14 protein-coding genes are annotated in these 21,003 nt (G+C 40.7%); 4 read left to right on the plus strand and 10 right to left on the minus strand.

Annotation, left to right across the window (positions count from 1 at the left end; translation table 11 throughout):
- Positions 1 to 19 precede the first annotated feature (19 nt).
- The 3 genes from AAEU28_RS04635 to zntR all read right to left on the minus strand — a co-directional run bounded on the left by AAEU28_RS04635 (position 20) and on the right by zntR (position 3,034).
- Positions 20 to 1,120, minus strand: coding sequence for a 1-acyl-sn-glycerol-3-phosphate acyltransferase (locus tag AAEU28_RS04635; RefSeq protein WP_421963152.1), 1,101 nt, complete (start codon positions 1,118 to 1,120; stop codon positions 20 to 22).
- A gap of 95 nt (positions 1,121 to 1,215) precedes the next feature.
- Positions 1,216 to 2,637: an SO_0444 family Cu/Zn efflux transporter gene (locus AAEU28_RS04640; protein WP_421963153.1), complete on the minus strand. Its 1,422-nt coding sequence runs from the start codon at positions 2,635 to 2,637 to the stop codon at positions 1,216 to 1,218.
- Entirely contained in the window at positions 2,621 to 3,034 is a 414-nt protein-coding gene (gene zntR, locus AAEU28_RS04645) for a Zn(2+)-responsive transcriptional regulator (RefSeq protein ID WP_421963154.1), read from the minus strand. Before zntR ends, AAEU28_RS04640 begins: the two co-directional genes overlap by 17 nt.
- Positions 3,035 to 3,108: 74 nt before the next feature.
- Here zntR and AAEU28_RS04650 point away from each other — a divergent pair, with 74 nt between their 5' ends.
- Both AAEU28_RS04650 and AAEU28_RS04655 read left to right on the plus strand, forming a co-directional pair.
- Positions 3,109 to 4,056, plus strand: coding sequence for a D-2-hydroxyacid dehydrogenase (locus AAEU28_RS04650; protein WP_421963155.1), 948 nt, complete (start codon positions 3,109 to 3,111; stop codon positions 4,054 to 4,056).
- Positions 4,057 to 4,219: 163 nt separating this feature from the next.
- Positions 4,220 to 4,600, plus strand: a complete 381-nt coding sequence (locus AAEU28_RS04655) for a DUF3192 domain-containing protein (RefSeq protein WP_421963156.1) — start codon at positions 4,220 to 4,222, stop codon at positions 4,598 to 4,600.
- A gap of 26 nt (positions 4,601 to 4,626) precedes the next feature.
- Here AAEU28_RS04655 and AAEU28_RS04660 read toward each other — a convergent pair whose 3' ends face one another.
- Both AAEU28_RS04660 and AAEU28_RS04665 read right to left on the minus strand, forming a co-directional pair.
- The gene (locus AAEU28_RS04660) at positions 4,627 to 5,529 is read right to left on the minus strand and encodes a GGDEF domain-containing response regulator (RefSeq protein WP_421963157.1); all 903 of its coding nucleotides are present in this window, start codon (positions 5,527 to 5,529) and stop codon (positions 4,627 to 4,629) included.
- Positions 5,530 to 9,261 (minus strand): ATP-binding protein, encoded by a 3,732-nt coding sequence (locus AAEU28_RS04665; RefSeq protein ID WP_421963158.1) that lies wholly within the window; start codon positions 9,259 to 9,261, stop codon positions 5,530 to 5,532. It abuts the gene before it with no gap.
- 162 nt (positions 9,262 to 9,423) lie between these two features.
- Between AAEU28_RS04665 and AAEU28_RS04670 the strand changes: the two genes are divergently transcribed.
- Positions 9,424 to 9,810, plus strand: a complete 387-nt coding sequence (locus AAEU28_RS04670) for a hypothetical protein (protein WP_421963159.1) — start codon at positions 9,424 to 9,426, stop codon at positions 9,808 to 9,810.
- 192 nt (positions 9,811 to 10,002) lie between these two features.
- Here the strand turns inward: AAEU28_RS04670 and AAEU28_RS04675 are convergent, their stop codons facing one another.
- Together AAEU28_RS04675 and AAEU28_RS04680 are read right to left on the minus strand one after the other, a co-directional pair.
- Positions 10,003 to 15,552 (minus strand): collagenase, encoded by a 5,550-nt coding sequence (locus AAEU28_RS04675; RefSeq protein ID WP_421963160.1) that lies wholly within the window; start codon positions 15,550 to 15,552, stop codon positions 10,003 to 10,005.
- A 396-nt stretch (positions 15,553 to 15,948) separates the two neighbouring features.
- Positions 15,949 to 16,677: a substrate-binding periplasmic protein gene (locus AAEU28_RS04680; protein ID WP_421963161.1), complete on the minus strand. Its 729-nt coding sequence runs from the start codon at positions 16,675 to 16,677 to the stop codon at positions 15,949 to 15,951.
- Between the two features lie 551 nt (positions 16,678 to 17,228).
- On the opposite strand from AAEU28_RS04680, the gene AAEU28_RS04685 reads away from it, so the two are divergent.
- On the plus strand, positions 17,229 to 17,996 hold the full coding sequence (locus AAEU28_RS04685; RefSeq protein ID WP_421963162.1) for an NBR1-Ig-like domain-containing protein: 768 nt from the start codon (positions 17,229 to 17,231) through the stop codon (positions 17,994 to 17,996).
- A 46-nt stretch (positions 17,997 to 18,042) separates the two neighbouring features.
- On the opposite strand, the gene AAEU28_RS04690 is transcribed toward AAEU28_RS04685, so the two are convergent.
- The 3 genes from AAEU28_RS04690 to yiaY form a co-directional block, all read right to left on the minus strand.
- Complete coding sequence (locus tag AAEU28_RS04690) at positions 18,043 to 18,582, minus strand: cytochrome b (protein WP_421963163.1); 540 nt, start codon at positions 18,580 to 18,582, stop codon at positions 18,043 to 18,045.
- Positions 18,583 to 18,712: 130 nt separating this feature from the next.
- Positions 18,713 to 19,510, minus strand: a complete 798-nt coding sequence (locus AAEU28_RS04695; protein ID WP_421963164.1) for a LytR/AlgR family response regulator transcription factor — start codon at positions 19,508 to 19,510, stop codon at positions 18,713 to 18,715.
- Positions 19,511 to 19,652: 142 nt separating this feature from the next.
- Positions 19,653 to 20,801 (minus strand): L-threonine dehydrogenase, encoded by a 1,149-nt coding sequence (gene yiaY / locus AAEU28_RS04700; RefSeq protein ID WP_404393851.1) that lies wholly within the window; start codon positions 20,799 to 20,801, stop codon positions 19,653 to 19,655.
- Positions 20,802 to 21,003: the final 202 nt, after the last annotated feature.

Below are 21,003 nucleotides of genomic sequence, written 5' to 3' on the forward strand. Positions count from 1 at the left end.
CTCATCAATCAAATAACGTTTAGACAAATTCGCCTTTGCGCTTTAAAGGCTCTGCGTACATAGCCAAAATCTGTTGATGTAATTCGCTTGGAATAGTCTCAAGTCGGGTTTGAAACTCACTCTTTAGCTCTGCAGACACCGTTTCTTCTTGACCACCTGCAATGTAATTTGTTGAGTGTAAGTAATACTGGCTGATAATTTGTTTATCAATACTGGCTGCCAGCGCTTCCGGTGTATCACACTCTTCTGTTATCGGCATACCAAACGAAACATGCACATGGCCTTTATCTGAGCGCATACCCTCAATAATACTTTCTATGTCTTCACCTTCAGCTTTGACATACTCGCCATGGGCTTTCTTGTGTACCAGCTCTTTGGCCTTAGCAACGGCACAAGGCTCGTATTGATAAGAAATCGACACCGGAACGATTTTTAACTGCTTTACATAGTCTTCAAAAGACAACTTCAAACGACGACCTTGCAGTTGCAGCATTTTTAAAAGCGCAGGATCAGTTTGATCTACACCATCTTTGGCTCGGCCTTCTTTTTGTGCAATCCAAATTGAATTACCCGTATCTAAAGAATCGTATATGTAAGCAGAAAGCTGGCTCAATGCTTTGAGCATTTCTTTTGGGGCTTTCACCGAGCGCTTTACGATAAAGCTCTTGTTTAAACGCATAAGCTCATTGATATAAGGCACTTGTAATAAGTTATCGCCTATTGCAATACGCACAGTTTGCATATTGTGAGAGTGGAGCCCCCAGTTCATGATGGCTGGATCTAAAGCAATATCACGGTGGTTTGAGATGAATAGATACGGCGTAGATTTATCAAGCTTTTCTAGACCAGAGAAAGTTACTTTACTGGTGGTACGCTTGATTAAGAGCTCTAGGTAACCCGCTACTTCTTGTTGAACTTGCTCAACGGTTGCGATATTGCCCCACTTCTTTCGTAGCTGACTACGCACTAAAGGTCTTGCAATGAAAGGCCATTTGTTTAACCAACTCGGCGCATTATGCTTAGCAATTACATCAATAAAGTCGTTGTCTTCTAGAAGACGAGACAGCGCGGCTGGGACTTCTTCATCATTGTAAGGTCTTATATCTGCGTATTTATCCACAAAACTACTCATTGTTACTGGGTAAAAAAAACGTCGTATTTTATCTTGCTAATCAGTCGGATGCTAAGGTTATCAACTCCGACCAGATAAGCCTATCATTTCATTCGTTGTTTTAACGATATCAAAACTAATCGCAACATTAAAATCAACAATATAACCCCTAAACCTTGGGTTAACCAACTCGGCATTAGCTCATGTTCCATGGCATGTGCCGGGTTAACTTCAAAGCCAAACTGCTCGACTAAATAATCGGTCAGAAAGCCGAACGCAATGGCAACACCAATCACACCTGTTAAGTAGGCACTCACGGCTCGTTTGCCTAGCTCAGTTGCAACCACACCCAAAGTGGCAATGTTGGTTGCAGGGCCTGCCAACATAAATACCAATACGGCTCCCGGTGATACACCAGCCATCAATAAGCCTGCAGCAATTGGTGTAGAAGCCGTCGCACAAATGTACATAGGTATACTCACCAAAATCACCACGACCATTGCCAAAATGCCATCGCCCCACTGACTTAAGAATGAAGTCGGTACATATGTTTGTACTAGTGCGGCGAAAAACAGTCCTATCATCAGCCATCCCATGGTATCACTAAGTAGCTTATTACAACTAAAGTGCACGGCTTGCTTTATCTTGGAGAAGAAAGACGCTGCTTGCTGTTCATCTTTTTTACTATCACAACACGATGTTCCGTTGTTCACAGGCTCTGCTGGGTGCGCTGTATCACAACAGCTTGTCGTTTTTTCAAGTAACGCTTCGTTGTTGTTTACGATGACAGGCTCAGATGAGGTTGCACAACAAGCTGTTTTTGTATCAGTTACTGTTTCTGCTTTTTTACTACTACAGCTTGATTGCTCTTCTAGTTTCTTCGATCCACAACAGTTTGTTGTCGCGAGCTTCTCTTCTTTCTTTAATGCCACTTCATCAGATGACATTGCGCAGCATGATGCTTTTGGCTTTGTTGCTATTTCTGCTTTTTTACTACTGCAACTTGTTTGCTTTTCTGTGCTACTCTCGATATCCGCTAGCTTAGGAGCACAACAGCTTTTACTCACAGATACTGAATTATCAGATGCATCAGTTTTGGCATCTTCATCTAAGTGCTTTGTTTCAGACCCTTTCTCTTTACCAACCAATAAACCTGCCACTATCGCGCTCGACACCGCGGCTATTGGCCTGATAATCGCCATAAATGGCCCTAATAACACATAAGACACTGACACTGAATCTACGCCAGTTTCAGGTGTAGACACTAAAAACGCCGTAGTGGCACTTTTCGAGCCACCAGCCCTTCTGAGTCCTACTGCGGCAGGAATAACACCACATGAACACAATGGCATTGGCGCACCAATTAAGGCTGCTTTAATGGTCGTCCACACACCTTCTTTGCCTAAGTGTTTTTGTAAAAAGTTTTTAGGTATGAAGATATTTAAAAGGCCTGCTAGTAATAACCCCAACATTAACCAAGGGGCTGAAACTAAAAATAAAGACCAGAAATTAGATAACAATGTCATCTGCTGCCTCCAAGGTGGTTAAAATTGAACATCCGGTCGCAAGCTCAGGCCCGCCACAACAAGCATCTGCCAACAATGATAGAGATTTTTCGAAACGTTGTAACTCGGCTATCTTATCACGAACAATTTGCCTTTTTTGCAAAGTAAGCTGTTTCACTTCACCACAGCTATGCTGTTGCTTTTCTACCTTAATTGCTAACAATTCTTGAATTTCTTTAAGGCTAAATCCGACTGCTTTTGCTCTTAAAATAAACTGCATTTGTTTTTCATGTTTAGGACTATAAATACGATAACCTGACTCACTGCGTTCACTAAAACTCAGTAGGCCATGCTTTTCGTAATACCTTAAAGTATCCGTACTAATATCTAAACGCTTTGCTAATTCGCCTATTTTCATCTTACACTCCCGACTTATTAAGCACATTATAAACCTTTGAGTAAACTCCAAGGTCAACAGAGCAGATTAAATTTATGAAGATTGCCTTACTTGATGCCGCCACACTCGCCAATACTGACCTAGCACCTTTGTCAGCTCTTGGTGAATTGGCCACATATCAGCACACAAATAAAGAGCAGGTACTTACTCACTGCAGAGATGCAGACATTGTCATATCGAATAAAGTGGTGCTAGATGCTACAACCTTAGCTGAATTACCCTTGCTAAAACTCATTTGTGTTGCTGCAACTGGTACGAATAACATTGCTCTTGATGCAGCTAAAGAATTAGGAATTCGTGTTTGTAACGTCGCGGGTTATTCAACCCCATCAGTCGTGCAACATACTTTTACTCTGCTTGGCAACTTAATGACTAATATTCACCGCTACCAGCAAGATTGTGCGAATGGTCTTTGGCAACAAAGCAATATGTTTTGTCGCCTTGATTATTCGATCACTGAATTGTCGGGTAAAAATTTTGTGATTTTTGGTCATGGTAGCTTAGGACAAGCGGTTGGCAAAGTTGCTGAAGCATTTGGCGCACAGGTCATTATTGCTGAAAGACCGAACGCTAATGATATTCGTCCTGGCCGAACAGCGTTCATCGAAGCGTTAAAGATGGCCGATGTGTTATCGATTCATTGTCCGCTTAATGATGAAACACGAAATTTATTCAATAGTGAGACCTTAGGTTTGCTTAAGCCTACCAGCTTTGTGATCAATACAGCCAGAGGCGGTATAGTTGATGAATCAGCTTTAGTTGAAATTCTGACAAATAACCAAATTGCAGGAGCGGGTTTTGATGTATTATCTGTTGAACCAGCACAAGCAAACAATCCCCTTGCCAATTATCAAGGTCACAATTTAATACTGACCCCACATACAGCTTGGGCGGCGAAAGAATCTATTGAACGATTAGTGAAAGAAATAGCAAATAACATTGTTAACTTTAACAATGGCAGAGCAAGTAATGTTGTTGTGTAATTCGCTAAAAGTTGGTGAATTACCCTAAAATTTAGAAGCGTCGACACTTTTAAGCTTGTATAAAAAACAACAGACATTTGTAAAATAAAGACTTTTAAAGTTGGCAATAATATTGCTCTAGTAAAAGCAAATTATCCGAAACGAATTTTTAAGGAAATCTACAATGAAAAAATTATTACTTGTTGCTGCGCTAAGTGCACCATTACTTTCAGGCTGTATTGTAGCTGTATCTGATGATGGCGTTGAGCCAGGCTGGGCGTCGAACCACAACGGTAATCGCTGGCAGTATCAGCAAGAAGAAAACCGTAAAACAATTTCAAAATTAGACCTTGGCGCTGACTACAACCAAGTACTTGGTCAATTCCCAACTCCTGACTTTACAGAGTTAGTGAAAAAAGATGAAAGTGTTTTCAAAGTGATTTACTTTGCAACAAACAGCAAACATTCTGATGGCAAAGTAACAAAAGACGAATGCACGCCACTGGTGTTTAAGGATGAAAAGCTCATTGGGTTTGGACAATCAGCACTACTGCAAATTTTATAAGTATTTCATTAAGCCGTTAAACTCTTTTAACGGCTTAATATTGTGACCCTTTCTTGTTGCATATGTGACTTCACAAGCGCGTCATCAGCAATCTTCAATACATCTTGATCACTGCCATTAAAATCCTTATCTATGTGTACTATGCCAATACTAATGCTGACATGAGCACAAATTGGTGAGCTTTTATGTGGGATTTTCAACGCATCAATAACATCATGCATATGTTTTGCAAACAGTGAGATTTGCTCTTTATTTTTACCCTTTTGTAGCGCTGCAAATCGCACTCCATCATATCGAGCAACGAAACCATTATGTTTACGGCTGCTTTCGTTCAAAGCTTGTGCGACTTTTATTAAACACTCGTCACCCGCTGCATAACCATAGGTATCATTAAATTCTTTAAAATAATCTATATCAACTAAGAATAACGAAAAAGGCTCATGGCTTTGTGAACAACCCTGCCAATAACTCGCTAAGGTTTCGTCTAATAATCGACGATTGGGGATCTCTGTTAGGCCGTCAATTGCAGCCAACTTTTCGAGTAAATCATTCTTTTGCTTTATTGCTAAGTGATTCTTTACCCTTGCTTTTACAATGACTGGACTAAACGGCTTTGTGATGTAGTCCATCGCGCCCATTTCAAGCCCTTTAGCTTCATCGTTGTAACTGTTACTCGCAGAGATAATAATGAATGGGATAGAATAAGTGCTCTGTTTTTCTTTTAGCTTTTCAAGCAAGTCATAGCCACTCATACCTGGCATACGAATGTCTGAAATAATTAAATCTACCGTATTTGATTCTAGAAAACTGACCGCTTCTTCACCACTTGCACACAGTGAGATGCTGTACTCATCTGACAACGTGTTTTCTAATACGACACGATTAAGCGGATCGTCATCTACAATTAAAATATGCGCAATTTTTGCCATTTAACACCCACTTGCTCTATTTTTCAGAAACGCTTGTACTTTTAATAATTGCGTTTCAAGCTCAACGACTAACTTAGGATTTACTATTTTTTGTTGTTGCTTTAACTCTGCTTCTAACTGCTTCGCTGCTTCTGCTAATTGTTCAAATCCTAACCCAGCTGATGCCCCTTTAATACTATGCGCTAATAAAATCATTTCTTTAGTCTCTAAACTTGATTTTAATTGCGTTATATATTTCTCGCACATCTCAAGAAATTTTACCATCATATTATCTAATAATGTGGCTTCACCCATCATTTGCTGAAGCGCAAAGGCTTCGTCAAAAAACTTACGTTGTGGCTTTACATGCTTAACCAATATTTTCTCTAACTCTTCAATGGTTACAGGTTTATTAATATATCCCTGCATCGAAGAATGCAAATATTCTTGTTGAGAAGAAATTTCTGCATTTGCTGTCAGGGCAATAATGGGGATCTCATTTAAATACTGACAATCATTGAGTTGCTTAGCTGCTTGGAAGCCGTCAACTTCAGGCATATGGATATCCATAAAAATAATATCTGGCCTTAGGTTATCGACCGCATCACAAATATCTTTTGCCGTTTGACTGACGACAACACTGACGCCCAATTGCCGCAATAAATTTTTAGCGATCTCTAAGTTAATATCATTGTCATCGACCACATAACATAATGCACCTTGATAAACACTTTGAAGTTTTGGACTGTTAGCTTCATGCTCAAGAGACTCAGCTAAGACTGCCACGTCTTGAGGTTTGAAAAATATATCTGATAAGCACGATTGAAGAAATGCCCCTTCTTTACAGCGCAAAGATTTACCTGCCAAGTCTACGTCATTTTCTTGAGGCTCTGCTTGGTTCACATAAATGCGCCTAAGGCCTGTCATTGAGCTCAAAAGAGTAAGTGGTAACTTAGGTAAACTTCCTTTTTCAACAATTAAATAATGACTATTATCTGGTAGTACATCCGTTTCTTGTATTGTGCATATACCAAACTCTTTAAGTAAATTAGGCGCTGTTTCACCAAAATATACACTCGATTTAGCGACTTTTGCATCTGAGGACAACTTTTTATTCAGAGTGAGTGAGAAGTAAAACTCACTGCCCTTGCCTAACTGACTTTGTAAGGCGATTGCGCCACCCAATAACTCAACTTCATGTTTCACTATGGCAAGTCCTAAGCCTATTCCTTCGTGTTCACGAGACAGGCTATCATCAACTTGGGTGAATGCATCGAATAGTTTTATTTGGTCACTTTCTTTAATGCCTATGCCTGTGTCTTTAACTGAAAATTGAATGGTTTGTGTCTCAGCATCAGAGGTAGTGAGATTCAGCGCAAAGCTTACCGTGCCTTTTTGTGTGTACTTCACAGCATTATTCAATAAGTTCAACAGAATTTGCGTAAGCTTTTGTTTATCACCATATAAACAAGGCCATACATCTTCATCAACTGTAAAGGACACTGCGAGCCCCTTTTTGTTTGCCAGCGGTTCGATTAACTCTTGAAGATTTTCACAGAGTTCACTAACAATAATGTCGTTACTTTTTATGCTCACTTCATGACTTTCAACTTTGGCAAAGTCCAAAATATCATTCAGCATCTCTAACAAGGTTTCAGCGGCATGCGTGACTGTTTCTAAGCGACTTTGCTGCTGCTTCTCTGTAACAGCGCGTTTTACCATATCTACCAGCCCAATAATGACATTGAGGGGGGTTCTAATTTCATGGCTTAAATTGGCAATAAAGCGGCTTTTGGCTAATGTGGCTCTTTCGGCTTCCATCCTTGACGTGGTGATTTCTGTGATATCTTGAATATGGATCACAAAATACTTGGGCATTTCTTCACTGTCACATACCAAAGACACACGCAAATCGAGAAACGGATAGCTTCCAGATTGTGTCAAACTCAGTTGGTCAACAGACTGTTTGTGCTTTGATAAATGCTCTAATACCTGAGAAATTTGCTGATAATTCTCATAACCAAACAGTGTAGATACGTGCTGCCCTTGCTTATTACTACATCCTAAGTAACGTTCGGCGGCCTTATTTAACATCATTACAGTGCCATCTACTTTTACAAGCGCGATCCCGTTAGGTGCGTACTCAATAGCAGATTTAAAGTTAGATTCAGACACTTGCAAAGATTGCAGTGCTTTTTGGTGCTCAGTAATATCACGTAATACCCCGACACAGCCCATCACACCAAGTTGTTCGCTAAAAAAAGGCGCGACCGTAACTAAGTAAGTACTATGCTCGACACTCATTTGTTGAGAAAAGGGTTTGTGCTGCTCAGTGACTTTTGCTTCGATATCCGTTATTGCACGGAAGTGTTCAGCAAAGTCATTAAAGTCTTTGCCAAGCAAGTTTAGCTTACTTGTTTTGAGCAAGCGTTCGAAAGATCTATTGCAGCCAATCAATACCCCATCTGTATTCTTATAATAAACGGCATCAGGCACCGCATCTAACACCCCCTTGAGTACCGCACTTTGTCGCTCTTTATCTTGCCCAGCAAGCTCCAGAAACTGCTGCTTCTGTTGAAGTTGGTCGGTGAGCGCTTGATGATCTTCTTTTACCCTTGAAAATAACTGTGCGCGACGTTGATGAATGGTTTTAATTTGTTTAAATTCAGAAAGCCAAAGCTTAGGCACAATATAAGTATTGGAGTGATTTTCGGGCTGCTGAATAAATGAGAAAAGCTCCTTCAATGGTCTTACAAATATTTGTTCACAGAGCCAGTGCAAGGGAAAGTAAGTTGCTAAAATAAATAATAAAATGAAACTAAATTCTAGCCCTAAACTATAAATAATAGACTCTGCAAAGCCTTGCTCAGACACGTTCATAAATACATCAAGCGGGCGCGATGCTTCACTTTTATAAAATATAACCCCATCATGCCAAGGTGCAATTTCACCTTGGTCTGGATAAACAGGCTTGCCCAATGACAAATCTGTAATTAAGTTCCGATGTAATTTATCACTTAAATAGACTTCAGCTTTTAGTTGTGATTTATCATAAAACAATGCTTGGAACTTACTCGCATCAAAGATCATCAGCGTATGAGCACGTGAACTTGAAATACGCTGATTAGAGAACGCAAAGTAACTTTTACCAGCTATTTCCAATCGCTGACTGACCATGAATTTAGAAGGGTCTGTATTTACTTTAAAGCTGCCTGAAACAATTTTGCTCAAAAGTTCACTGTTCTGAGTATGCCTTCTTTTGATAAAGACGAGGCCACTCTCACTGACGTAGGCAATTGCTTCAAGTGGCTCAAGCAAAGCCAAAGAAGTATTAAACACCCCACCCAACGCCATCACTTTTTGCCAATATGGGTGCGATAAATCAACGCCTTTTAAATCACCATAACCGACCAACTCACCAAAGTACTTACCCAAAGATTGGTAATAATAATTTGAATGGCGAATAATGGGAGAGGTTTTAGGTTGAGAAAACTCGTAACTAAGAGGTTGCTCTAAGCTCACATTAACGGCGAGAAATATATTATCAACGGCCGTCAGCGTTTTATCTAACTGGCTATTAAGCCGTTCATAGTGGGTTTCGAACTGAGTGAATGTTTGTTGCAGTTTAAGGTTATACAAATGCAATGTTAGTGTCGCAGCCAACATAATCGTTATCGAGAGCGCAACCCAAAATGCACGCCGATAAAATTGCAGCGGTGATGTGGTTAGTTGTTCTTCCGTGTGCATCATCATGCACAAATTCCTTTGGGGTAATGATCTACGTTAATACTAGCAAGCAATCTTACTGAATGGTGACTTTTTATCATTAATATATTTACAATTTTAAACATGGCAAACTTGGTTTAGGCCTGCTGAAGTGATAGATTTAATGTATACAATATTCAGAGGTGTCGTATGAATAAAATTGTCATTCCAATTGCGTTAATGGCGGTGTCTAGCGTCATTATTTTCACGCATAATTCTCAACCAGAAGAAGCACCATTAAAACCTTCTGTATTAACTACCCAGCATACGGAAAATGCGCCACCAAGCTCTCTACCAACGAAAGGACCTGAGTTACAGCAGCCTATGACTGCCATAGTGCACAAAACACCAGATGTTAAGGCGCCTGCAATGCAAGCTGCGCCAGTTAGCCCTAATATTTCTGCTCCACCACTTCGGCCGAATCATCAAACCAGAAGCCGTCATGGCCATAACGAAAAGCTTGAACACGGTCATGAACATCATCAAAGACCAAAAACAGATAATGGAAAAATACCGCCAACCGGGGCTAATTTTTAAATACAAAATAAACAGAAAAAGAAAGCATATGCTTTCTTTTTTTATGCCTACTTTTTACCTTCTTTACTTCTTTGCAACTTAAGTTAAATGCGGCCTTCCCCCGCTAATATACTGAAAACAAAAAAGCCACTCTTGCGAGTGGCTTTAGGGACGTATCAATAATGAAACTGTTAGCTTACTTCCGTGAGATGGTTACTCAACGATCTCCACGGTCATCTTGGCGCCGCCAAATTGACCGTCAAGAGAGAAGTAGTGCCAGTGTTCATTGGCATCGATTTGTAGGTCAATCGATTCTGTATTGCCGTGACCACCCGATTTGGCTGTGTAGTCACTGCGTGTTGGCCAGTTACCACCTTTGTATAGGATATCTAGGTTACCCCAACCACCTTGTGTGGTGATACGCAGTGTTAACGGCTCAGAGCCTGAATTGGCAAACACAAAGTTTGCGCTCGATGTGCTTGGTGAAATACATTCCACAACGGTTACACCTTTGGTCATTTCGTTATTGCTTGGGTCATATGCGTTAGCTGCATCTGTTGCCAAACATGGCGTGAAGTCGGTGTCGATGGTTTCAGGTTCACCCGCCCAATTACCTAATTCACCAGAGTTTACAGCCACTGAATCATCAGGACCTTTCTCAACGATGCCACTCACACCTTCTTTAAGTGACGCAACCCAATTTGCAAACTCGTTGTCATAACGTGTACCAATATCATCAATGTATTGCTGATAAGCTTGATATTCGCCACTGCGTAAGTAGTTTAGGATTTGTGCCACATCACTTGAATGACGCTCATGCATGAATCGTACGGCTAAATAACCCCAGCGATAGATGCGATCTTGGCCAGACTCATAGGTGTTTGTGAAAATAGTAGACAGTGCTACGTTACCCGCTTGACCAACATTGATAGCGTGGTTATAGCCGTCTTGATATGCAATGTATTCACCTAAACCTTCTGTCCACCAAGTTGTTGCTGCTGTTAGGCCTTGTGCAAAGTCACCGTATAAATCAAAGCGACCATCTAAGTAGTGAACATACTCGTGTTGTAGGTTCCATACGTGGAAATAGTCATCGCCATTTTGCTCATAAGCAATAAAACGCGCTTGGTTATTCGGATCATTCGGCGCACCTTCTAAATACATACCACCGTTGTTGGTATCCATATTGAAGAATGTACCGGCATAGTCGCGATAATCTTCTGACGAGTTGAAAATAACCAGTTCAAGTGCATCGTTATAGTCATCTGCCACAGGGATGTTATACGTCTTTAATACATTGTGGAAATGCGCTTCTTGCTGACCTAATACTTCACAGATCCACTGTGCTTGATCGTTATACATCTGCTGAGCACGGATCTTTAACGTATCTGAACACTGATAGTTGAACTTTAAGGTTTCTTTTTCTAAGTAATATGCAAAACCACAGATGTCATAGTAACCACAATCTTGACGGTCAAATGTATCTACCATGCTGCCCGCTTTTACCCATAGCGGCGCGGTTTCATCATATTTACTGGTTGATACCAAAATATTTTTAACCATTGGCTTAACCTGGTCTTTTAATGACGGCACACTTAAGAAACGCGCAAGCTCATTCACCACATTTTTAATAAAGTAGTTATCGTCTGCTTGTAGTAAATAACGATTATCACGTTGGAAGCGGTACATGGTATCTAGTAAACGGCCATCTTGCATACGCGCGATGAAATCTGCATCACCATTTGGCGCTGCTTGTGAAGCACGGAAAAACGCGGTCATCATGGCATTAGCAGCCGCCATTCGGCTTCGCTTAGCCGCCCATGTTTCATCAAACATCTCTAAAATATTGATGTAGTTATCGTAGAATGGCGCACGGATCTCAGCTGAGTCAGTTAGCGTTAATAACTCTTGAAGCGCTAATGCTTGGTCGTTTGACTCACCATAAATACCAGAGCTCGCAAATAAGTCCTCCATTGCTGCTTTTAGGTTTACTTCAATAGTTGAAGAATACTCAGGGACTAGATCAGGGTTAAAGAACTGTACAAATAACCCGCCACGTAAGAAGTAAATTAAACCTTGTACTTTATAGGCATTGTACTCATCAATAGTACGCGCTTGACGACGTAACTCACTGATCACCGACATCATATTAGATTCGCTGAATAAGTATCTCGCCTGACCCGATTTAATGTTGAATACGGCACCCACATGTTGCGGGTTAGACGCCATAATGCGCTCAACCAAAGCCTGGCCATCTAAGCCTAAGAAGCGAGATTCATCTTCAGGTAAGCCATCATTTAACTCTGGGTGGTTATTTACAAATGGGTCATTTGGATCGGTTGGTGTTGGATCTGTGTTGCCACCACCTTGCTCATTACTTTGCACTAAGGCATGGAATGTCACCCCAGTAAACTGGCCATCAAGCTGAAGCATGATCTGCTGACCTGCATTGGCAGTAAACTGAACTGATTGAGATGTACCCGCATTGGTACTTGATAGCTCAGCTGCTGCAGACGTTGGCCAAGCATTACTTTCATTGTTCACATACAGATTTACATTACCTTCACCGCCCATTAGGCCGATGGTAACGGTTGAAGCATCCCAAGGTACTGTCATGGTGAAGTACTTAGGCGCTGAGCCCGTCATACAGATCTTTTCATTAATTGCGATGTCATAGGCACTATTTGTTTCAGTATTTGGACAGTTCGCAATTGGCGACCAAGGGTTTTCACCTGTGCCAGAACCTGTGTCTGTGCCTGAACCAGTATCTGTGCCAGAACCAGTATCTGTGCCAGAGCCAGTGTCTGTACCAGAGCCAGTGTCTGTACCAGAGCCATTGTCTGTACCAGAGCCAGTATCTGTACCAGAGCCAGTATCTGTGCCAGAGCCAGTGTCTGTGCCAGAGCCAGTGTCTGTACCAGAGCCAGTGTCTGTACCAGAGCCAGTGTCTGTACCAGAGCCAGTGTCTGTACCAGAATCTGTCGTTGGTAGCATAGCTTGCGTGATCACATAATCACTGTTTAGCTCTGTTAACGCCGCCACACCTAAACAGGTATTTTGACTATCCATCACCGCCATACGGTCGCCTTGAGACCAAAAATCAGCGCTATATACTTCGCCATTACTCAAGGTTGCATATGGATTAGCTAGATCCGCTGCACCAGTTGCTGGATTCACCCAGTATAAAGTCACAGGTTCAGCATACGGGTTGGTGATTGAAACACTTGCTTTTGCTGTGCCGCGCTCATAAGTGGTTAATAACTCACAACCAGAAAATACACCTGCAACTGGCTCTGGTATTTCACCAGGTGCAACCGCATCGGTGTTTGCAACCATCCAATTGATAAAGTCATCATTATGATCGGTCGCAATTTGACCAAGTAGTGTTTCAAACTCCGTGCTATCACTTAACTTCAATGCATTTGAAAGCGCCAAAACACTTTGTTTATGGTTTTCAGCCAAGTAGCGCATGGTTAAGTAGCTCCATGGATACAAATTATCAAACCCATATTCCATGAATAAAATACTGCGTAAAGACGGAATAGTCTTGCCCGCAATGGCATCAAAGTTACGCTTGTTATATTGACCTTTGGTTAAGAACTCAGCCCAACCTTCGGCCCAAGAAACCGTATTATTATGGTGTGCGAACATGCCATATAAGTTATAACGACCATCTAAGTAGTGAACGTATTCATGCTCTAAGTTATAAACTTCACCTGCGGTGTCACATGAAAAACCAACCCAGCTTTGTGGACATTGCATTGCATGGAAACGCGGAATATTGCCCGCGACACTTGGGTCGCCTTCAAGGTAAATACCACCATTATTGGTATTATGACCAAAAAATTGATAGCCATATGCTTCATAGTCTTCAGGTGTTGCATAAACAATTACTTCAAGTTTGGTGTTGTTATCATTGCTCACCGGCTGCATATTGGTATTAAAGAACTGGTGGAAATTGGTGCCTACATCAGCCATCTTGCTACATGCTGTTGCAAGTTGCTGGTTTGTCATTGCTTGTGCACGAATGGTGATAGCGTCATTACATTGGTAGGTAATGGTTAAGATATCTTCCACCTTTTTAGGCACAGCACAATAACCGTTTAGTGCATCGCTACTGTCACAGCTGCGGTTTACGGTTTCAAGGTAGCTTTCTGTGATCTTCTTCTTCACTTCTTCTGCATCAACTTGTGATGATGTCACGTCGAAGATTTCTTTCACAATACCATCAATACGCGCTTGAACTGCTGGCTCTGCAAGATTTGCAACATGGCCTAATGCTAAAAATTCGTGCGGAACAATCCAAAGTCGATCAGCATCTGCATTCCAGCGCATATCTAAGCCTGTTTCGCCTAGTGCATAACTGCGCAGTACAGACATCACAGCAAGCATATGCTCATTAAATGCCGCTTTAATCACCGCATTTTGCTTACCAATGTAAGCTAAATCATAAAATGCTTTTAAGATTTGATTGGTGCTGTAGCCAAAATTGTCGTTTACATATGGGTTAGATAAACCCGCATAAAACTGAGTCAACGCCATTAAGTGTGGTAATTGCTCAGTAATAAACTGTGCGCCTTCGGCTGTAGTTAAATTAATTAACGCTGTTGCATAGCTTTCATGGATTAAGCCAGCCGGCGCACCTGTGGTATAAAACTCCGTCATCATAGCAACCGCATGAAGCGCATCACTGATTAACTTAGCATCAGCTTGGCTAAACTGAGTAAAGTCGCCATTGGCGGCAAAATTACGTAAGAAATACAGGAGTGTATCTAAGTCTTTGTCTTTTATATCATCTTGCTGCGCAAGGAAATGAATGGCTTTGGCAACATCCGCGACTACACCTGGAGAGTTTGCTGAAATCTCGCCCCACTGCGCCCAAGTAGAGGCAATGATCTGCTCAACATCTGAGCTAAATTCTGCTTTTGAATTAATCGCTGCAGCCGGTATAGACACCACAACTGGCTCTACAACCACAAAGTCGGCTGTTGAAGGATCTGTTGGATTTACTGGATCAGGTGTGGAAGTTCCAGTTTTAACTGAGAAGTTCACGCCGTCATTTTGGCCCATTACACTGACGTAAAATAACCCTTTATTAGCCGTCACTTTTAATGTTTCATTGGTGCCTGCATTCGCAGATGATCCAGTATAGCTGCTACGTGTTGCCCAGCCATCACGGTTTACAAAGATATCCGCTTCACCTTCACCGCCCTGAGTTTCAATTGTTAACTCAGTGTTGTCTTCTGGTACGTCAACATAATAATAAAGGCCATTACCACCAATACATACCGATTCATTTAAAGCTAATGCGCCACTAGGGTGCTTAGTTTGACTACAAGTAGCCCCTACAGGCTGTTCATCTACAGTTGCTTTACTCAAAGACAATTGTACTTGTTCATGAAGACCAAACACACTGATATATAAACGACCTTTGTTTGCTGTAATTTTTAAAGAGTCGTTTGTGCCCGCTTCTTGTGTACGCGTAATATGGGAGCTAGAAGTTGCCCAACTTCCTGTATTTACGAGAATATCGGCCTCGCCAGTGCCACCAGAAGTGAAAATGTTAAGTGGTGTGCCATCCTGCTCAATATCTACATAGAAATAAAGTCCATTTCCTGAAATACACTCAGTTTGTCCAAGCGTTAAAGCATTGCCTGTTGTTGTCGTTGCACCGCACATGGCGGCTGCAGAGGCATAGGTTGGAAGTGTTGCAGCAGCAAATAGGCTCGCTCCTACAAACAACTTTTTAGATTTATACATCATACTTCTACTTCCAGATAATCAATTACTACCATTGCGTTGGAAACGGATTAAGCCAATAACCAGCTGATCTGACGCAAAAAAAAGACTGACTCAAGTTGCACGAAAGTCAGTCCAAAATACAATGAAGAATATTGTATGCAATAAATTCTAATTACATTTACAATTTTGTAAACTAAATGAATCTTTTATTACAAAAATCAACATAACCCCCGCTTAAGCAACGAAGCTAATAAACTGTTTTAAAAAGACTTAAATTAAAAAAATAGAATGTGAAACTTTGTAAACAGAAAAGAATTTTCAGCGAAAAAGCTATCTAACAGAAACTGGTAAAACCAGATTGAAAGCATATTTTTCTCTGTAATAAAAATGACATGCATACTAAATGCAATTTATAATTTACTGCTTTATTAATAGATTAGGGTCAATAGACCATTTATTGGCTAACGAAAGGTAGGCGTCGGAATTTAAATATTGCTGTAGTGCATGATCAAAACGGGTTTTAAAAGCATTTTCTTTAATAAGAAGTCCATAAGCAGTGAGCGGGAAGATCCGGTGAATATCAACCTCAAGTTCATGAAACTTATTGAAGTAATTAAATATATTGATATCCATTACTAGGACTTGAACCTTATTTTTTCTGAGCATGTGTAATTGCAGAGATTGGTCTGACAATTCGGTGTATTGGCTCGACTTTGATACTGCTTGGTTAAAAGTGTCTCCTAAGATCGTTTTAGCATTTAAAAAGGTAGCGATAGAAAAACGTTCTAGATCATTGATTGACCCAAGCTTTAAATCTGTGCTTTTTAAAGTCACTGCGACATTCTGATACTGAATATAGGGCATACTGAGCTTGCCTGATTCTCTATATAAAGCGACACTGGCTGTAGTCATAGCATCTATGTTTCTAACATCCAGAATTTTAATTGACCGACCATAGGGGGCTATAACAAACTCATGCTTATTCACTACTTTGTCTAGCACAGCACTTAATAGCTCTATTTCAAAACCAGTTTTTGCCCCTTGTAAAGAGTACGGCGGTCTATCAATGCCTGTAACAACATTAAATGGCTTAGCCAATGAGCAGGTCGATATAATTAATAGGAAAACAAGACATACTCGTCTCATTATCTCGCCTCTAAAAAAGTAGTTATAAATTAGTATAATCAACAACTACAATTTCGAGAGATTTTACGACCAATCAATTCACCTATAAAGGCTTATTGCTTAGCCTCATTTCTCCGCGCTTGACACTTTTCACATAGCCGCTCATCACTCTTTTTTGGTTTAAATATCAGAGTGGTATAATCAACGCCACAGTTTCGAAAGGCTTTACGAGCTCTCTACTATCTCGATAAAGTTCATTGCTTTACCTCATTTCTCCGCGCTTGACACTTTTCACATAGCCGCTCATCACTCTGTTTTGGTTTAAATATCAGAGTACACTCTTCACACGTTCGACTAGGTGTGACTAGATAAAACAAAAAGTGCTTTAACCATTTCATTGTCTTAAATTCTTACTTGGCGTTAGGGATCAAGTTATTGTTATGCTTTATAAGTATTTTGTATTACAAAAATCCTACAGCACACTCTATGCCTTGCTTTTTTTATGTACAATGGAAAAAATGTCTCAGAGACAAAAAACTTAAAGCATTAAAAAGTTCCAAAAAGGAATAAGCATGACACCACTCAGACGCCAGATAAAACGTGTCTCGGAGACAAAAAGACTAACCATAAAACAAATCGTTAACCTGTGCGAATGCAGTCGCTCTCACTTTTATAAAGTACTCGATGGTCAACGTACGCCCAGTGAAAATTTGCAAACTAAACTAATGGCCGTTTTAGAGATAAGCGAAGAAGAATTCGCAGCGCTGTTGCAAGCAAATAAAGCTGATGAGCAAATAAAAGTATCGACTGACAGCAATAACCTTAACGCTGTTAAGCTGCGCGCCATAGTGAATAAATTAAAGCATAAGACTTTACCTAACTATGTAATATGGCTAGTTAGTTTGCTCTGCTTAACAGCGTCGCCATATTATTTTTATGCATATATTTCAGATAGTAAGAATAAGAAAATAGAGCTAAAAGCCGGCTTTGCAACCAAGTTTATTAAAGACGTCACTATTCCAGATGGTTCGCCTATCCCTATTAACACGCGTTTTACTAAAACTTGGCGAGTGCAAAATATTGGCACCGTGCCTTGGAAAGAAAAACATCTAAAACGTATGACCCCACAAGACCCTAACTTATGCTACTCACGTGACAGTATTCCTCTGCCCACAGTAAAGTCTGGTGAAATCATAGATATCTCTATTGAGTTCACTACGCCAAAATATCCAGGCACCTGTAGAACTGATTGGAAGATGGTCGATAACAATGAGAATTTAATATTTCCTGACAAACAAGGCCTGTATAGCATCGTGCATGTGGTTGAAGAGAACCTTTAACTTCAACCACATAGAACTCAAGCTAGGGTTATCGCACTCCTTTTAATTAAGCACGGCCTAGCATACGCAATAGTGTTGTGTCTTTGTCGAGCACATGATGCTTGATGGCGCCAAGCATGTGTAATGCAATGAGCGCTGTTAAAGCGTAAGCAATATAAGAATGTGCAGCTTTAGCAACTACAAAAATAGTCTCATTGAAAGGTACTGCGCCATTCTCTGTATAGTTATTTGGCACTAAAGTCAGACCAAACACATCGATACCGTACCCGCCAAAGCCTGAGTAAAGCATGCCGCTTACTGGCATAAGCAGCGTACCAATTAATAAACTCCAATGGGCGTAGTGAATGACTTTATTGAGCGTCTCTGACGCATTGTCATCAGCAGGTAAAAAGCCTTTTTTAATGCGGTAAATCGCACGAGGTAATACAAACAAGAGCGCAATAACACCTAGTGCCTTGTGAATGGGGTATAGTGACCAAACCTCCCAGTTCACCATGTAATAACCCACACTGATCAAACCTAGCATAGTAAATGCGACAGACCAGTGTAGTAAGCGAGTCGTTAGAGTAAGTGACGGCTTATTCATATTGTTTTCTCCTCAAATTTTTGATGATGAAAACTATATAAAATCGATTCTACCCAACCCAGCTCTATGTGACGAACTCATAAGATTTGGGACAAAAGGTGATTCATCCATTCGTCCCTAGCCTTTATTTTTAAAGGCCTAACAGCAATTTAGTTGTTGCACGATTGCTTTTACTGACTGGCACTTCAATATCGTTATTCAGCACTAATAGACCATGCCCAGAGCGCGCATTAATCAGCTTTGCACTATGAGAAAGATTGACAAGGTAAGAGCGATGGCAGCGATAGAAAGTCTGAGCTGGTAAGCTGTTTTCTAACTCTTTCATGGTTGTGCGTACCAGTGACATACCTTGTTTGGTATGTAACTCAACATAATTACCCGCGGCTTTTGCAAAGTAGATATCGGCAAACGCAATATCAAATTCTTCTATTTGTAACCTTTGTAAATTCGAACTTATTTCTTTATCTTGTGTCACGGAACCCTTTGAGACGCAAAACGCCGAACCATGAATTTGCCCTTGCGAGTCACCTACCAAACGTCCTTTTAAGTGCACTAATGTCACAATGGCCAAATAAGCAATGGCATGTTTATGCCAATTATAGAAAAGGCTTTCTTGCCATGCTGTCTGCTCTATTAAAACATCAAGGCTCGTGTTTACGGTTAACACGCATGTAAGCGCGAAAAAACCCACTAAGATTAATTGCTTTAATTTCATACTGCGTTGTAGAGCAAAACAAATAAACGGCGTGATCAGCAACCAGATACCAAACTCTTGCAATGACCACAAAATAGAGGAGGCAATATCAACCCGCTGTTTAGCAATAAATAAACTATGCACTGTACAGTTTAAACACACCATACATAGCATACCTAACCAACCTAATGTGAGTAATTGATAATCTTTAAGTTTTACAATTTTACTAAACATAGTTTGGCCCTGAAGTTTGAAACGGCGAGAAGATAAAAGCGTAAGGATAAAAAATCCTCAAATAAATTCAATACCAAAGCAAAAAAGCCTTGGCAAATATACCAAGGCTTCGACATCTAAAAAGCAAATTCGTTCTTTTTAATTACATTGCAGCGCGGAAGATTTCTGAAATCTCTTCTGCTGTCGCCTGAATTGGATTAGTAAACCCACACGCATCTTTTAATGCATTTTCAGTCAAGGTCGGAATATCATCAGCTTTGGCACCTAGCTGCTCAATACCTGAAGGAATGCCCACATCAGATGCTAATTTAACGATGGCATCAATCGCCGCTTCTGCGCCCTGCTCTACAGTCAATGAACTTACATCAACACCCATGGCTTTTGCCACATCCGTTAAACGCTCAGGGCAAGCTTTGGCATTAAAGCGCTGTACATGAGGTAATAAAATCGCGTTACATACGCCATGCGGTAAATCATAGAAACCTCCCAATTGGTGTGCCATGGCATGCACATAACCAAGCGATGCATTATTAAATGCCATCCCCGCCATAAACTGTGCATAAGCCATTTGCTCGCGCGCTTCAATGCTTTCACCGTTTTGTACAGCTTCACGTAGATTGGCTTGAATTAATTCAATGGCTTTAATCGCCACCGCATCTGTAATTGGCGTCGCTGCGATTGATACATACGCTTCAATGGCATGTGTCAGTGCATCCATTCCCGTTGCAGCCGTCAATGACGCTGGTTTTGCTAACATCAGCTCTGGGTCGTTTACTGAAATAAGCGGCGTCGTATGTTTATCAACAATCGCCATTTTTATGTGGCGCGCCTCATCGGTAATGATACAGAAGCGCGTCATTTCTGATGCGGTTCCTGCGGTGGTGTTAATTGCAATCAGCGGTAACATCGGCTTTGCAGATTGATCAACGCCTTCATAGTCAGCAATTTTTCCACCATTAGCAGCAACTAATGCGATGCCTTTTGCACAATCATGCGGAGAGCCACCACCCAGTGATATAACAAAATCACATTGGTTGTCAGATAAGATTTTTAACCCTTGTTCAACATTGCCAATGGTTGGGTTTGGTTGCGTGCCATCAAAAACAGCCGTTTGCACGTCACGTTCAGTTAATAAAGCTTGCACTTGAGCCACAACACCAATTTTATTTAATACTTGGTCGGTAACGATAAGGCCCTTTTTGAAACCTTGTGCTTGAATGCTGTCGGCGGCATCCTTCAAACAACCTGCACCCATAAGATTTACTGTTGGAATATAAAACGCTGAAGTCATAATGTGAATTTCCCATTCAATTAGATTTTGATCTCTTAATACTGAACTCTTACTACATCAATGAGTGTGACAGCAGAATAAAATCAAAGAATTGATCCAGAGCAAATGTCTTTAATTAGGGACATACACTTTAGTCTTAGTGGTTAGAATACAACCATAGATGGTTAATACATCAGCGAAGTAACCGCTTCACTGATGTAAG

It is taken from the genome of Pseudoalteromonas sp. SS15 (genome assembly GCF_049257195.1).
Taxonomy (GTDB): Bacteria; Pseudomonadota; Gammaproteobacteria; order Enterobacterales; family Alteromonadaceae; genus Pseudoalteromonas.